The following is a 14653-nucleotide window of genomic DNA, read 5'->3' as shown; positions in this document are numbered from 1 at the left end:
CGTCACAGCTGCCCGGCCAGCTCCTTGAGCCAGGGGCCCAGCTCCGCGCCGAGGTCGTCGCGGTCGAGGGCGAGCAGCAGGTTCGACTTGAGGTAGTCGAGCCGGTCGCCGGTGTCGTAGCGGCGTCCGCGGAAGACGACGCCGAGCACCGGGCCGGCGATCTGCTCGTCGGCCGCCAGCGCCTCGAGCGCGTCTGTCAGCTGGATCTCGCCGCCCTTGCCCGGACCGGTCTCTTCGAGCACGTCGAAGATCTCAGGCTTGAGCACGTAGCGGCCGATGACCGCGAGGTTGCTCGGGGCGTCGGATGCGGCCGGCTTCTCGACCAGGTACTTCACCTTCACGACATCCGGCTCGCCCGTCTCCTCGACGGCGGCGCACCCGTAGAGGTGGATCTGCGACGGCTCGACCTCCATGAGCGCGATCACGGTCGCCGACTCGGCGCGGGAGACGTCGATCATGCGGGAGAGCAGCACATCGCGTGCATCGATGAGGTCGTCGCCGAGCAGCACGGCGAAGGTCTCGTCGCCGACGTGCTTGCGTGCGCGCAGCACGGCGTGGCCGAGCCCGAGCGGGTCGCCCTGGCGCACGAAGTGGATGTCAGCGAGCCGGCTGGCGGCCATGACCTTCTCGAGCTTGGACGCGTCGCCCTTGCGCTCGAGCGTGTGCTCGAGCTCGGTGACGCGGTCGAAGTGGTTGGCCAGCGCGTTCTTGTTGCGTCCGACGACGACCAGCACGTCGTCGCTGCCGGCCGCGACGGCCTCTTCGACGACGTACTGGATGGCCGGCTTGTCGACCACCGGCAGCATCTCTTTCGGCATCGCCTTGGTGGCGGGCAGGAAGCGGGTGCCCAGGCCGGCGGCGGGGATGACGGTCTTGATCGGTTCGCGAGTCACTGTTCCACCCTATGGATGGGGTGTGAACAGGTTGTTTCTAGAGGCGAACCGTTACGTGCGCTCGGGCCCGGACCCGCGTGAGCGGAATCCGGGCCCGAGGGGAGCCCGCCGCGTGCTACTGCAGTGCGCCGTACAGCGCCGGCGTCGTGCGGGCCTGTGTGGCCTGCTCGAACGCGTAGGCGAGTCCGATCAGCGGGCCCTCGGAGTAGTCGCGCCCGAGGAACTCGAGGTTGACGCCGACGCTCGACCCGCCCTCGCCGGTGCCCGTGGTGCCCATCGGCACCGTCACGGCAGGCATGCCGGTGTTGGGGCTCAGGCGCATGTTGGTGCCGATCGTCGAGTACGAGTTCGTGCTCGGGTAGATCAGCGCGTCGAGGTCGTTGTCGTCGAGCATCGCCGTCACGAGCGTGTTCCCGTTCGCGATCGCCGTGGTGTGGGTGCCGTCGGTGCCCGCCCACGCCTCGTAGGTCTCCTCGGTCACGGCGTTGCGCTGGTTGTAGGTGCTCGTGCGCGAGGTGACGTAGTTGCCGGTCGCGAGGATGTCCGTGATGCTGCGCGCCGTCACGTTCTCGGCCAGATGCGAGTTGATGTACTCGGTGAGGTCGTGCTTGAACTCGTTGGTCGAGCCCGAGGCCTCGCTGAGCACGGCGCTGAACCCGGTCGGCGGCGTGATCTCCACGACCGTCGCCCCCTGCGCCTCCAGCGCAGCCTTGGCAGCGGTGAACGCGGCGATGGTCGCGGCATCCGACCCCAGCATCGACGCGACGTAGCCGATGCGTGCGCCCTGCAGCGAGTCGGCGTCGAGGTACTCGGTGTACGAGTCCGGCACGTTGCCCTCCTGCTCCTGGGTGATGGGGTCGGCCTCGTCGACGCCGACCACCGCGTCCAGGGCCACGGCCGCGTCGGTCACGCTGCGGGCGATGGGACCACCGGTGTCCTGAGTGAGGGCGAGCGGCACGATGCCGTCGCGGCTGGTCAGGCCCACGGTGGGACGGATGCCCACGAGCTGGTTGTACGACGACGGCACTCGGATCGAGCCGCCCGTGTCGGTGCCGAACCCGATGCCGGCGAGGTTGGCCGAGATCGCCGCTCCCGTGCCGCCGCTGGAGCCGCCGGCGGTCTTGCTCGTGTCGTAGGGGCTGGCGACGAGGGTGGTCTGACCCGGATCCTGGAAGGAGGAGTACTCGGACACGAAGCCGTACGCGAACTCGTCGAGGCTGGCCTTGGCGAGGATCACCGCACCGGCGTTGCGCAGCCCGGTGACCATCGCCGCGTCGGTGGTGGTCTGGTTGTCGTCCCAGCAGCCGCAGCCGGCCGTGGTGGGCATGTCGTAGGTGTCGTAGTTGTCCTTCAGCGCGATCGGCACGCCCAGCAGCATGCTGGTCATGCCCTGCTCGGCGCGGGTCTCGTCGGCGGCCGCCGCCGCAGCGAGGGCCTCGTCGTTCGTGCTGATGATCGAGTGCAGCGCGCGCGTGCCGCCGGAGACGACGGTCGTGTCGTACGCGGCGATCCGGTCGAGGTATTCCTGCGTGATCTCGACGGAGGTGGTCACGCCGGCGTTCATCGCCGCCTGCATGTCGACGACATCGGCCTCGACGAGCTCGAACGGTCCGTCGTCGTAGATCATGCGCTGCGACAGGTCGGCGAGGTCGGTGATGGTGATCACGCCGTCGCCGTCCTCGTCGATCACCGACACGGTCGACCACGATGGGTCGGCGCTGGTGGTACCCAGCTGCGCGAAGGCGACGTCGAGGTCGGCGGTGGTGACCTGGTCGTCGCCGGTCAGGTCGAGGTCGGTGTAGTACGGGGCGAGCATCGCCGCGGTCGAGTAGTCGGCGGAGTCGTCGGCGAGCGCAGGAGTCGCCACGAGGGCGGCGCTCACGACGCCGAGGACGGCGGAGGCGGCGAGGGCGCGGGTGAGCCTGATGGACATGGTCTTCCTCGGGTCGAGAGCGGATGCGGTGTGCTCGCGGTGACGGGCGCTCATCGGGTCGCCCCGCGGCGGCGCAGCGCGAGCACGGTGCCCAGTGCGATGAGGGTGAGGGCGAAGGCGCCGGTGGCGACCCAGGGCGCAGCATCCTGACCGGTGACGGCGAGCGAGCCGTCGGATGCCGTCGAGCCGGAGGTCGTGGTGGTCTCGGAGCCCGTGGTGGTGCCGTCGTCGGTTCCGGTGCCGTCGTCGGTGACCGGCGCGGCTGCGATCGTGGTCTCGGCCGTGAGCTCTGCGGTGCCGGTGGTGATGGCGGACGTCGTGTCGTCGGAGGCGACGATGCTGCCGTCGGTGAGGGTGATGGTCGCGGTGCCGGCGCTGAGAGCGGTGAAGGTGAACGTCACGAGGTTCTGGTCGCCGGTCAGGCCGGGCGAGGTGCCCAGGCGCGTCGCGGAGAAGGTCACCGTGCCGGTGCCGGTGGTCGCGGCGCCGTAGCCCCCGGCCGGGTAGACGGGGCTGGTGGTGTCGAAGGACAGCAGTGCGGGGTCGTAGCCGAGCGTGACCGTGTAGGCGTAGGCGTCGAGCAGCCCGGTGGCGTCGACCGCGACGGTGACCGTGTCGCCGACGGTCACGGACGCGTCGGAGGTGACCGTGATCGCCGTGTACGGGTCGGATGCCGCATGCGCGGCGGGGGCGGCGACCAGGGCCAGGCCCGCTGCGGCGACGGCGGCCAGCAAAGCTGCCAGGCGCCGTCTCGGACGAGGGGCGTGCGTGTTTTCAGGCATGCGTGCGCAGATCCTTCTCGATGAGGGGAGGTGAGCGCTGCCGCACGATGGGGCTGTGCGAGCGACGGCGCTCCGAAGGTGATGTGTCTGCTGGGAAGACTCCCAGTGCCAGATTTCGGCGGACTACTGGCACGTTTCACGCATGCGAACTATGCGGTTCAGGTCGGGTGCTCGACCTCATTGCGTCGGCGTCTACGGCGGTGGACCGACGGAGACCTCTCGTCGATCAGCCGGTGACGAGGTCGATCTCCGCTTGATTTCCCGGAGCGTGCGCGAGTCGAGCATCGCTGGTCACCAGGGTCGCGCCGAGCGCCTCACGTGGATCAAACCCATGCGAGCAATGATGTGCTCATCGAAGCTGCATGTAAACGCCCCTATCGCGGCATCCGTCCTCGGCATCGCACGACCTCGGGGGGCTGTGCCCATGGGTGTTCATCGGGTCGCCTTCGCGCGCAGCCACGCGCGGATCATGAGGGTGCGAGGGCGTGGAGTCCGAGGGCTTGTGCCGACTGGGCGAGGCGTGTGTCGTAGGTGAGGACGGTCTGCGCGCCGATCCGGATGGCGCCGGCGAGATGCAGCGCATCGAGCGAGCGAAGGGATGCCCCCGGCAGCAGCCCCGCCTCGCGGTAGAGGCTCGGTGGCATCTCGTAGAGCGAGACGTAGTCGAGCACCGTGGTGACGTCGGCTTGCGGCAGGTCGTGTCTGGCCGCCACGCGTCGCAGCTCGGTCTCGACGAGAAGCGTGGAGACGAGTTCGGCGTCGTTCTCCTCGATCCACGCGGCCAGTGCGGCGGACTCGTCTTCGTCGATGAGCAGCTTTCCCGCCGCGGAGGTGTCGAGGTAGGCGCGGGTCAACGTCCGTCTCGCAGGTCGTCGAGCGTCTCCGCGAGGGTGGTGCCGTCGAGGCGGTGACGGGGGAGCGATCCGATGCCGCCGTGGCGTGTCGCCGGGCGTGCGGGTGTGAGTTCTGCACGTGTCGCGGCCGCGGGGGCGAGGATCGCGACCGGGACGCCGTCATTGGTCACGGTGAAGCACTCGCCCGCGGCGACCTCGCGCAGCACCCTGCTGCTCTGGTTGCGCATCTCTCGATGGCTGATGGTCGGCATGGCGTCAATGTAGCACGCGTCGCACGCGGTAGTCGGCTCTTCCCCGCGAACAGGATCAGCGTGGGCGAGTTGCGCCAGAACCCGACGTGGATGCTGCGTGAGGTCAAGGCCGGCGCTGTCTACGTCATCACCGACCACGGCGAGCCCATCGCGGAGGTCGCCCCGCGCCGAGAGGTCGCCCGCAACGCCGACGAGTTCGCTGGGCTCCGCGGTCAGCTCACGGTGCGCTGGATCGTCACTCACTAGCGCGTTAACGCGACGTTCGACGTCGATTCCGCGGCCGGCTGCGCGTCTGCCGGGGCGTCAGCGTGCGCGCAGCAGGTGGCGTGGCGGCCCCTCGATGCGGGCGATCGCGATCTTCACCTCGCCCAGCTCGTGTTTCACCTCGCCCAGGTCGTGTCTGAGCCCGCTGACCTCCTGCTTCACCTCGCCCAGCTGCGCGTCGGTGCGTCGTATCAGCCAGCTGAAGCCGCCGAAGAACGCGACGAAGAAGCTGAGCAGCAGGGCGGCCGCGCTGATGATGGTCGCGATCGTCTCGGTAGACACGTGCATCCTCCCATTGTGAACCGGACGCCGTCAGCGTGCCATCCTCGCGCGCCCCGCGAGCCCGGGAGCGAAGGGCGGTGGAAAACGATCCAGCGGCACCGCCCTGGGGAGGAGCAGGCGCTGATGCAACGTGTGCGCTTGCCGGCTCACAGGGCAGCGGCGACGTCGGTCTGCGTGAAGTCGTCGCCCTTGAACAGGAGTTCGGCGTTCAGGTGACGGGCGAGCGCGTAGGAGTAGCAGTCGCCGAGATTGAGGGCGGCGGGATGTCGCCCCTTGCCGAAGCGGCGCCAGGCGCCGGCGGCGATCGAGGCCTGTGCCGCGTCGAAGGGGATCACCTCGATTCGTGCGCGGTGGAGCAGGAGTTCCAGGTCTTGCGTGGCGCCGAGGCCTTGCCTGGTCTCCGCGACGATCGTCGACTCGACGAGGGTCGCTGCGCTGATGCTCAGGTCGCCGACATGTGCGGCGATAGCGCGTGCGAAGGCCGGCGCGTCGTCCTCGCCCAGGACGATCGACATGAGCGCGGAGGTGTCGATGACCACGGGCATCAGGACGGCAGCCCCTGCTCGTCGTAGCCGAGGAGCTCGTCGACGGGGCGGGCGTCGATGGTGGCGCGCTTGCGCGCGCGCGCGACGATGGCTTCCAGGTCGGTCAAGGTGTCTGCAGCGACGGCGCGTCCTCGCACGCGTTGGAGGCGCTCCGCGAGCGCCGTGCGTGCTGCCACCGTGATGCTTTCGCCGGTCGCCGCGGCGAGCTCGCGGGCGAGTCGGTCGGCTTCCGCATCTTTGATGTTGAGGGTCACGGGTTCATGGTAGCCCGAATGGAAGAAAGCCACCCTTGTTGGAACACTCGTCAGGCGCCGCCACGGTGACGACGTGTGCCGTTACGGCCGCCCCATGCCGTAGTAGTCCCATCCCGCAGCGCGCCACGCGGTCGCGTCGAGGCAGTTGCGGCCGTCGACGATCACGCTGCCGGCGGTCAGGGATGCGGCATAGGCGGGGTCGAGCTCGCGCCGGTACTCATCCCATTCGGTGACGACGATGACGGCGTCCGCGCCGCGCAGGGCTTCGTCGCGGTCCTCGACATAGTTCAGCTGGGGGTGGATGCGGCGGGCGTTCTCGATCGCGGCGGGGTCGGTGACGGTGACCCAGGCGCCGAGGCCGTGCAGGCGCACGGCGACGTCGAGCGCGGGGGAGTCACGGATGTCGTCGGAATGGGGCTTGAACGCGGCGCCGAGCACGGTGACGTTCTTCTTGAAGACCGATCCGCCGAGCCCGTCGACCACGAGCTGCACGGCCCGGTCGCGGCGACGGAGGTTGATCTCGTCGATCTCGCGCAGGAAGGCGACGGACTCTCCGCGCCCGAGCTCCTCCGCGCGTGCCGAGAACGCCCGGATGTCCTTCGGCAGGCAGCCACCGCCGAACCCGATGCCGGCGCCGAGGAAGCGGCGTCCGATGCGGGCGTCGTACCCGATCGCGTCCGCGAGCTGGGTGACATCGGCCCCGGTGACCTCCGCGATCTCGGCCATCGCGTTGATGAACGAGATCTTCGTCGCCAGGAACGCGTTCGCCGACACCTTCACCAGCTCGGCTGTCGCATAGTCGGTGACGATGAACGGGGTGCCCTTCGCGACTGACGGGTGGTACACCTCCCGGAGGATGGATGCGGCCTGCTCGCCCTCGTCGCCGGCCGGAACGCCCGCGACCAGCCGGTCCGGGTCGACGGTGTCCTGCACGGCGAAGCCCTCGCGGAGGAACTCCGGGTTCCACACCAGGGTCGCTCCGGTCGGGGTGACGCGCTCGGCGAGCACGGCGGCCGTGCCGACCGGCACAGTCGACTTGCCCGCGACGATGTCGCCCTCGGCCAGGAACGGCAGCAGCCCGTCGACGGCCGCGTTGACGTAGGTGAGATCGGCTGCATAGCCGTCCTTCTGCTGCGGAGTGCCTACGCCGATGAAGTGCACCTTCGCTCCGGCGGCGGCCGAGAGGTCGGTCGTGAACCGCAGGTTGCCCGATTCGATGCCCGCGGTGAGGATCTCCTGCAGCCCCGGCTCGAAGAACGGCGCCTCGCCCTTGGACAGCGCGTCGATCTTGCGCTGGTCCACGTCGATTCCGACCACCTCGTGGCCGATCGACGCCATCGCCGCCGCATGCACGGCCCCCAGGTAACCGCAACCGATGACCGAAAGCTTCATGGATCTCCCCGTAGACGCAAACCTCTGAATGACCGCTCTTGAGGTCTAAACGTTCCTACCAGACATACGTATCCGTCCTGTAAACGAGGTCGTGGCTTCAGACTGCGGACCGCCGGCGGCGAGCGTTGCGACCGCGATATCGCTCGAAGGCTCGGGGCGCGGCCGTTCAGAAGGCGCAGGGCCCAGCAGACGCCGCCAACGCGAGGGCGCAAGGTCTGGCCGGGGGTTCGGCCGGCCGGTGGCGCAGCAGCGGGGTTCTCGGGCGGAACCGATTCTTGGGGCCTGCTAGGCCGCTTAACGATCGAGATTCCGAACCTAGCGCTGCCGGTCGTCGATCCTGTGACGCTGCCTGGTCGTCGACGCTGTGAATAGCCCGCTCATCTGTGCGAGACGACGAGCTCAGATTGACGAGCGCAGCCCCTCGCCGTCACTATGTCATCGTGGGTGCCTTCGATGCCGCCCTTAGCCAGCGGCTCGGCAGGTAGACCCCGGGCTGCTGTCGGGTTGTTACGACGAGCCGTGAGGGAGAGCAGTGGCGGAAGAATTCAGTCACTTCGTTATTACGCGGTTTAACGTGCGATTCGCTCGCAGTCAGGTCGCGCGACCGTCGTCCGAATGGCTTGACCGTAGGCTTGATTTGTTCAGCCGGACCGCTGTTCCGTCGCTCAATTCTCAGACGAGTAAGCGCTTTCGATGGTTGGTCTTCTTCCAAGACGATGTCAGCGACGATTTTCGACAGCGCGTCGAAGGTCTCGCATCACGCGCCCACTTCGAGCCCGTATGGATTAACGAATTCTTCGATGGTGAGCTTGTGTCGCGTTGTATAGCGCCACTGACTGATAGTGATTTCATAATCACCTCCCGCGTGGACAACGATGACGCGTTGAGTCGAGACTACATTCAGGCCGTGCAGTCAAGATTTGCTCGTCAGGACCTGCTGTACCTCAACTTTGTCCGTGGTATTCAGATTGTGCCGGGCGGCCAGGTCTATCGGTACGACGCCAATTCTAATCCGTTTGTCTCTCTAATCGAGCGTATACCGCAGGGCGGTGTCCCTGCCACGGTATTCCACATGAAGCACACTCAGATTCGAAAACATGCCGACATCCTCCAGATCATAGATGCGCCGATGTGGGCGCAGGTCATTCATGACGGAAATATGATGAATGGCATCCGGGGACCGGTGACGCGAAAGGCAGTCGTCGCCGAAAACTTCTCAATCGATGTCGACTTAGGGTCCGACGCGTCGTTTCTGAGAAAGATTAAGAGTGCATTTTGGGAGCTCCCTCTTTTTTGGATCAGAAACACGTGGTTTGCAAAGGAATGGTTGCGAACACGCGTGGATCTCGCCCGGGGCACTCATGTGAAGCCCCGAACATCATCTACACTCACGTGACCCGGTCGAGTCGTGATGAAAGAGGATTAGGTTAGACAAATTTTCCTGCCATCGGGCGAGAGGTAGTGGCGTGTTTTCAGTGGTAATTCCCGCGTATAACTCGGAGTCAACGATCGAGGCAGCAGTGCGTTCTGCTGTATCGTCGGGAGCTTCGGAAGTCATCGTGGTGGATGACGGCTCTACGGACGCTACAGCGGAAGTGTCGATTGCGCTCGGTGCGGTGATTATTCGTCAGGAGAATAGCGGTGCTTCTGCTGCTCGGCGTGTCGGAGCTGAAGCCGCTACCGGTGAATATCTTGTATTTCTCGACGCAGATGACGAACTCGTTCCCAATGGCGTGCGCGAATCGGTGACGCAACTTGTGCGTGAGCCATCGTTGGCGGTATGCGCGGGCACAATCATCGGTGTCGGCTCTCACCGCGAGGTTGCCTTTCCAATTAGGTACAGCCCGGTAACCACAGAGACTCTGCTACGTGAGGGGTATGGTCCCTGGCCGCCGGCGGCCGCAGTGCTGCGACGCGCAGCCTACGAGGCGACGCTTCAGATGGCGCCCCCTCCGCTGTCACCCCGATACGCTGAGGACTACGAGTTGCTCATTCGGCTGTCCATAGTCGGGGGTATAAAGGTGCACGAGACTCCTGCGGCGAAGTATCGGCTCGTTGGAGGGAAATCCGCGAGAGCAGCCGACAGTGCCATTATGAGTAAGGAAAACATCCGCGCCTACTACGCAGACTTTTGTGGTCTCTCGATTGATCTGATGAGTCATAACGATGTTGCGAGAGCAGCATTGGTTCGGACCGCGCGGGCCCAATGGTCGAGTGGCAGCCGTGTGCGGGCAGCAATTACGCTCGGCCAGTGGATGCTACGCAATCCAACTGCTTCATTCAAGACACTGGCATCCCGACCCTGGAACCGGAACTAAGCCAGTGAGCAATCAACTGGCGCGATCCTCGGCGAGTAGTGGGGTCGGTACACATCTGCGGCAGATCGTCGCGGCTGTATGGACGCTATGTATCATTCTTGTTCCGCTGTGGCGTACGCTCGGCAATGAACTAGGTACCAGGCTGACACTGGGTTTTCAAATACTGTTGGTGGTCACCGCATTGCTCGGAATGGTGCGCCGGCCGTTCGGGGGGCCTCTTTGGCTTGTCGCGGGTGTGCTGACGCTTATTGCTGGCCTTGTCTCGGGAACTGCAACTTCCGTGTCCGCGAGTTTCCGCACAGCGATCGGTCTCGCGCTCCTTGTCGCCCTTCTGCCCTACGTGATGCGGTTTCTTCGTGAATTTCACTCGCGATCGCTGTATATCGGTGTTTGGGGATTCGTCTCGGTGCAGACGGCGTCTGCGCTCGCAGGGCTCGCACAGAGCTACCTCGGAATCGAGGTCGCGGGAAATATGGCGCGCGACGGTCGGGCCAACGGTCTCGCGGGGCATCCGAACGTACTCGCGCTGATGTCGACTGTTGTGATCGTCGTGCTCGCGTGGGCACTTTCACGAGTTCACAGGCTCGCGTCACGTGTCGTTATCCTCGCTGTGATCGTCGTGAATTTCCTCGCGCTGATCGCTTCAGGAAGCCTGAGTGCGCTCCTCGTCCTCGCGGTCGGCTTGGTGGCGCTTCTACTGTTGAGTCCCGCGATGTGGAAGGTCTTCGTCGGCCTGGTGTGTTTGATCTTTGTCGTGACAGTAGTGGCGGCTTTTCTTGGTGTCGATTTGACCGCGCTGTTTGACGATACTCAAGCCCGTGTGCTCGACGTCACCGGTCAAGGCGACGGTGTGGCGTCATGGGAAATCCGGCAAGCCACATGGGCGGAAGGATGGGCGAGGATTCAGTTGTCGCCCATCATCGGGTGGGGCATGGACGGGACGAATCAGGCGGTATATGGCTCCGTGGTTGTGCACGATATGTTGATCAGGGCCTGGTATCAAGGTGGCATCGTGCTGTTCGTCGTGTTCTTGATCATCACGGGTCTAGTTTTGGCGTCGATGTTCTGGCGTGGCCTCGGCCCGCTCAAGCCGGTCGCGGTCGGCGTCATGCTGCTGGTGTGGACCTTTGCGCTGACCTCGGCCTTTTACAACGAGATTCACTATTGGATGCTGATCGGGCTGGCTGTCGGCGTCTTGGATGTTCCACGCCCGCTACGGCGCGCCGGCGATCGAATATCGGGACGTGCCCCTGCGCCGCGTGGTCTGAGCTCGTCAGTTACGGCATGAGACCGAACAACCTGAGAGTGGTGTCATGAAGAGTTTGTTCGTGTCGGTGGTCGGCCAGAACGACAACATTGGTGATTCGGTCCTACGGCGCGGGTTGATCACATCTGTTCATCGACCGCCGATTCAATTGCACGCTTACATCGGCGCAAACTCCGACGATTATGTCCAAAACGTGGGTCTAGGAGCGCAGGACGTCGTTTATCGCGATCGCGCGCAATGGCTGTCGAGCATGCGGCTAAACCGCGGTCGCGGCGTCACCTCTTTTCTTGCCAATGCAGGTGAGATCGCCCAGGTACGAGGAATGCGGCACCTCGGCGCGGCGCAGCTTCGGGCGCTCGCAAGCGTGCGGATGCGAGGCGGCGCGCTTCTGCAGTCGGGAGTAGGCGTTCGGCATGTCGAACGCAGCGGAGCCGGCAAAATGAGCGCACTTCGCTTCTTCGATGTCGTCACGTGGCGAGATGCTGACAGTCGTGCGCATGCTGGTGTCGGTGAGGTGTCGCCCGACTGGGCCATCTCCACGAGCGCCCGATCAAGTGTTGAAATCGATCCCGAGCCGCGATCTAGGATCGCCATTAGCTTGCGTGGAGATCGGCCTGCGCCGAGTCAGAGCTGGATAGACGCGATCCGTCGCTTTGCGGAGGAACGGAGGTTAACGCCGATCATCGTCGTCCAGGTTCGCCGGGACAGCCAGCGAGCCGAGGAGCTCGCCGCACGGCTGAGCGCAGAGCTTGTGCCGTGGCAACCGGGTGTGCCGCATGCGGCGCAAGAGCGCATCGTTCGTCGCGAGTTCAGACGTTCGCTCTACGTGGTCAGCGACAGACTGCATGCACTGGTTATCGGAGCAACAGAGGGAGCAGGTCCGCTTGGAGCGCCTCCTGCCATGTCCCCGAAGTTGAGACGCACGCTTGATCCGATTGGAGTCGTCGACTTCCTGACCGGATATGACGAGCTCTCGTACGTCGGGATCTCGGAACCGGCAGCTATCGCGGGGCGTGTCTTGCAGATCGTCGAACAGGCGCATCGGAGGCTCGACGATCTGTCAGATGTCATGGTCCGCCAGATTGTCGAGAGGTAGGCCTATGAGCCTCGCGTCCCGCGCTGCACGGGGTGGAGCGATCACCATCACAGCCCAGCTGATCAAGATCGGCATCATGCTGCTCTCGACCGTGCTGCTCGCCAGACTACTGTCACCACACGACTATGGTCTGGTTGCGATGGTCGTGGCCATCGTCGGCGTAGGAGAGATATTCCGCGACTTCGGTCTCTCCATGGCAGCTTTGCAGGCGAAAGAACTTACGCGCCATCAGCAGAGCAATCTGTTCTGGATCAATGCCGGAGTCGGTGCGGTTCTGGCGATTGTCTTCTTTGCAGGCTCCTACCTAATCGCCGCTTTCTATGGGCAGCCGGAAGTCGTGCAGATCACGCAGGCCCTAGCTGTCACGTTCTTTCTTAACGGCTTAAGTACGCAATTCAAGGTATCGATAAACCGTGAATTAAGATTTACGGCACTTTCCGTCATAGATCTGCTGCCATATTTCCTAGGTTTTCTCATCGCTGCCGGTATCGCGTTTACATTGCATACATACTGGGCGCTAGTTGCGCAACAATTGGTCATCGCCCTGATGACCCTCGCGCTTTCCGTCATTTTAAGTCGCTGGTGGCCTGGTCTCCCTCATCGCGTTCCGATGCGTGGATTGTTGTCATTCGGCGTGAGTTTCGCGGCAACACAGTTAGTTGCATATGCCACCCGTAATGTCGATAGCATCTCGATCGGACGTGTTTGGGGTAACGTCGCTCTCGGATATTATGATCGCGCATTCAGCCTTCTAGGGTTGCCGATTAACCAGATCAATACACCGCTTTCGCGAGTGGCGGTGCCGGTTTTGTCGCGGAAAGTTGATGAGCCAGCGCAATACGTAGCCTATCTACGGCGTGCGCAACTGGTCGCGCTGTATGTCACATCGACGTTGTTTTGCTTGCTCGCCGCGTTGGCCACGCCCTTGGTTGTCCTGGTATTGGGCGAGGAGTGGGAGTTCTCCGGCGTGTTGCTCAGCGTGCTCGCGATCAGCGGAGTGTTTCGCTCACTAGTGCAGATCGTCTTCTGGGTCTACATGTCAAGAGGCCTCGCTTCCGCCCAGCTCCGCTTCTATCTGGTTGCTCAGCCCGCATTGATCGTTGTCATTCTCGCCGGCTTGCCGTGGGGCGCGGTCGGCGTCGCCGCGGCTCAATCGATCGGGTACGCGGCTCTATGGGCGGCGTCGCTGGCGTGGGCCATGAGGGTATCGAAGCTCAAATTGGGCGTGTTGTATCTTGATGCTCTAAGGGCGGTTGGCTTGCTCGGCGTTCCGATCGCGGTCGTGTCGTTTCTCGGATCTAACGCTGTCGCATCGTTCGGAAATCTCGCTCAGGTAGGGGCTGGTTTGGTCTGCGCTGCCGCATGGTTGGCCGTGGCGTGGGGGCTTTTCCCCTGGGTGCGAAACGACGCTGGTAGTTTGCTGCAATTCATGCGATTGGCGTTGGCAAGGAGGAAGACCTGATGGTCACATTCACGTGTGTCGTCCCGACCCACCGTCGAAGTGAATTTCTATCGCTCGCGCTGAAGTCCGTCCTCGAACAGGACTATGCGCCGATCGAGATAATTGTCGTGAGTGATTGTGTGGATCCGGCTGCCCAAGAGGTATGCGCAGATTTGACGCGTGTCTCGCCGATTCCTTTGAACTATATCGAGAATCTCGATGGTCGCGGTGGCGCCTCATCTTCACGAAATCGCGGAGCCGAGGCGGCTTCGGGAGACTATCTAGCTTTTCTCGACGACGATGACCTGTGGGCACAGACCTATCTGTCTGCCGTGGCCGATCTCGTGGAGGAGCGAAATCTCGATCTGGTGGTCACTTGGATTACCGAGTTCCTAGGAGATGATTTACGAGGTGGCCCACGGATGCCGGATGGAATGCGAGCGCAAGAGGTTGCGTCGATCAATCCCGGTGCGACTGGCAGCAACATGGTCATACGTGCAACATCTTGGAGCGCAGTCGGCGGCTTCGACGAGGAGCTCAAAGTCAAGAACGATACGGACTTCCTCTATCGAGTGCTGCGCAGCGGAGTGCGTTATGGCACTGTGAAAAACGCTTTGGTGCTGCAGCGAAAGCACCAGTCAGGTCAACTCACGGCGAGAACCGAAAAAAGAGCCGCCGGCACGGAGAAATACCTCAAGAAGCATTTGCCTTCGCTTACGGCCGAGGATGTTCGCATTCTTCGGCAGCAGATCTTCCGCATTCGATTCTATGCTCAAAAAAAAGTATGGATAAGGGCCTGGTATTTTCTTCGAATGATGGGTCTATATCGCTTCGGTGAGTTGCGCGCGAAGCTGGTGTCAGGGCGCGAAAATCGGCACACGGCTGTCGCCGCTTTCGACGAGGACCGGCACGGCTGACGGGGTTCTGGCCAGCCCGACGGTGAGGACCGAATCTGGCTCTTCGCATTTAGGGGTGTAGTCGTGGGGCGGTCGGGCGACGTCGGGTAGGGGTCGAGGTCTTCCAGGATGGAAGTTCCTACACGACCGTCCGACGGAAGACCTCGACGTTGCCCCACCTTACT

16 protein-coding genes are annotated in these 14653 nt (G+C 63.9%); 7 read left to right on the top strand and 9 right to left on the bottom strand.

From position 1 onward, the window contains the following. Positions 1–2: 2 nt before the first annotated feature. The 5 genes from galU to QM626_RS12395 form a co-directional block, all read right to left on the bottom strand. A complete protein-coding gene (galU, locus tag QM626_RS12415) occupies positions 3–893 on the bottom strand; it encodes a UTP--glucose-1-phosphate uridylyltransferase GalU (RefSeq protein ID WP_415077263.1) in 891 nt (296 codons plus the stop codon). A 115-nt stretch (positions 894–1008) separates the two neighbouring features. After that, entirely contained in the window at positions 1009–2826 is a 1818-nt protein-coding gene (locus QM626_RS12410) for an amidase family protein (protein ID WP_415077262.1), read from the bottom strand. A gap of 50 nt (positions 2827–2876) precedes the next feature. Next, a complete protein-coding gene (locus QM626_RS12405) occupies positions 2877–3608 on the bottom strand; it encodes a cohesin domain-containing protein (protein WP_415077261.1) in 732 nt (243 codons plus the stop codon). A 467-nt stretch (positions 3609–4075) separates the two neighbouring features. Further along, the gene (locus QM626_RS12400) at positions 4076–4462 is read right to left on the bottom strand and encodes a type II toxin-antitoxin system VapC family toxin (protein WP_415077260.1); all 387 of its coding nucleotides are present in this window, start codon (positions 4460–4462) and stop codon (positions 4076–4078) included. After that, complete coding sequence (locus tag QM626_RS12395; protein ID WP_415077259.1) at positions 4459–4713, bottom strand: type II toxin-antitoxin system Phd/YefM family antitoxin; 255 nt, start codon at positions 4711–4713, stop codon at positions 4459–4461. The genes QM626_RS12400 and QM626_RS12395 overlap by 4 nt, the downstream gene beginning before the upstream one ends. 60 nt (positions 4714–4773) lie before the next feature. Here QM626_RS12395 and QM626_RS12390 point away from each other — a divergent pair, with 60 nt between their 5' ends. Next, positions 4774–4959 (top strand): type II toxin-antitoxin system Phd/YefM family antitoxin, encoded by a 186-nt coding sequence (locus tag QM626_RS12390; RefSeq protein ID WP_415077258.1) that lies wholly within the window; start codon positions 4774–4776, stop codon positions 4957–4959. 57 nt (positions 4960–5016) lie between these two features. Here QM626_RS12390 and QM626_RS12385 read toward each other — a convergent pair whose 3' ends face one another. From QM626_RS12385 to QM626_RS12370, 4 genes are all read right to left on the bottom strand, one after another. Continuing rightward, on the bottom strand, positions 5017–5265 hold the full coding sequence (locus QM626_RS12385) for a hypothetical protein (protein ID WP_415077257.1): 249 nt from the start codon (positions 5263–5265) through the stop codon (positions 5017–5019). Positions 5266–5405: 140 nt separating this feature from the next. Next, positions 5406–5804 carry a type II toxin-antitoxin system VapC family toxin gene (locus QM626_RS12380; protein WP_415077256.1) on the bottom strand — a complete coding sequence of 133 codons (399 nt, stop codon included), beginning with the start codon at positions 5802–5804 and terminating at the stop codon, positions 5406–5408. Further along, complete coding sequence (locus tag QM626_RS12375) at positions 5804–6058, bottom strand: type II toxin-antitoxin system VapB family antitoxin (protein WP_415077255.1); 255 nt, start codon at positions 6056–6058, stop codon at positions 5804–5806. The genes QM626_RS12380 and QM626_RS12375 overlap by 1 nt, the downstream gene beginning before the upstream one ends. Positions 6059–6139: 81 nt before the next feature. Continuing rightward, positions 6140–7450 carry a UDP-glucose dehydrogenase family protein gene (locus QM626_RS12370; RefSeq protein WP_415077254.1) on the bottom strand — a complete coding sequence of 437 codons (1311 nt, stop codon included), beginning with the start codon at positions 7448–7450 and terminating at the stop codon, positions 6140–6142. Positions 7451–7982: 532 nt separating this feature from the next. Between QM626_RS12370 and QM626_RS12365 the strand changes: the two genes are divergently transcribed. The 6 genes from QM626_RS12365 to QM626_RS12340 all read left to right on the top strand — a co-directional run bounded on the left by QM626_RS12365 (position 7983) and on the right by QM626_RS12340 (position 14489). Then, a complete protein-coding gene (locus QM626_RS12365) occupies positions 7983–8846 on the top strand; it encodes a glycosyltransferase (protein ID WP_415077253.1) in 864 nt (287 codons plus the stop codon). A 70-nt stretch (positions 8847–8916) separates the two neighbouring features. Continuing rightward, positions 8917–9768 (top strand): glycosyltransferase family 2 protein, encoded by an 852-nt coding sequence (locus QM626_RS12360; RefSeq protein WP_415077252.1) that lies wholly within the window; start codon positions 8917–8919, stop codon positions 9766–9768. A 169-nt stretch (positions 9769–9937) separates the two neighbouring features. Continuing rightward, positions 9938–11056, top strand: coding sequence for an O-antigen ligase family protein (locus QM626_RS12355; RefSeq protein WP_415077251.1), 1119 nt, complete (start codon positions 9938–9940; stop codon positions 11054–11056). Positions 11057–11081: 25 nt separating this feature from the next. Beyond that, positions 11082–12131, top strand: coding sequence for a polysaccharide pyruvyl transferase family protein (locus tag QM626_RS12350; RefSeq protein WP_415077250.1), 1050 nt, complete (start codon positions 11082–11084; stop codon positions 12129–12131). Positions 12132–12135: 4 nt separating this feature from the next. Further along, positions 12136–13593, top strand: a complete 1458-nt coding sequence (locus QM626_RS12345) for a lipopolysaccharide biosynthesis protein (protein WP_415077249.1) — start codon at positions 12136–12138, stop codon at positions 13591–13593. Further along, positions 13593–14489 (top strand): glycosyltransferase family 2 protein, encoded by an 897-nt coding sequence (locus QM626_RS12340; RefSeq protein WP_415077248.1) that lies wholly within the window; start codon positions 13593–13595, stop codon positions 14487–14489. Before QM626_RS12345 ends, QM626_RS12340 begins: the two co-directional genes overlap by 1 nt. Positions 14490–14653: the final 164 nt, after the last annotated feature.

Origin of the sequence: Microbacterium sp., from assembly GCF_047606385.1 — a bacterium.
Taxonomy (GTDB): domain Bacteria; phylum Actinomycetota; class Actinomycetes; order Actinomycetales; family Microbacteriaceae; genus Microbacterium.
The sequence above is the reverse complement of the archived record's forward strand: the minus strand, read 5'-3'. Positions and strand labels throughout refer to the sequence as shown.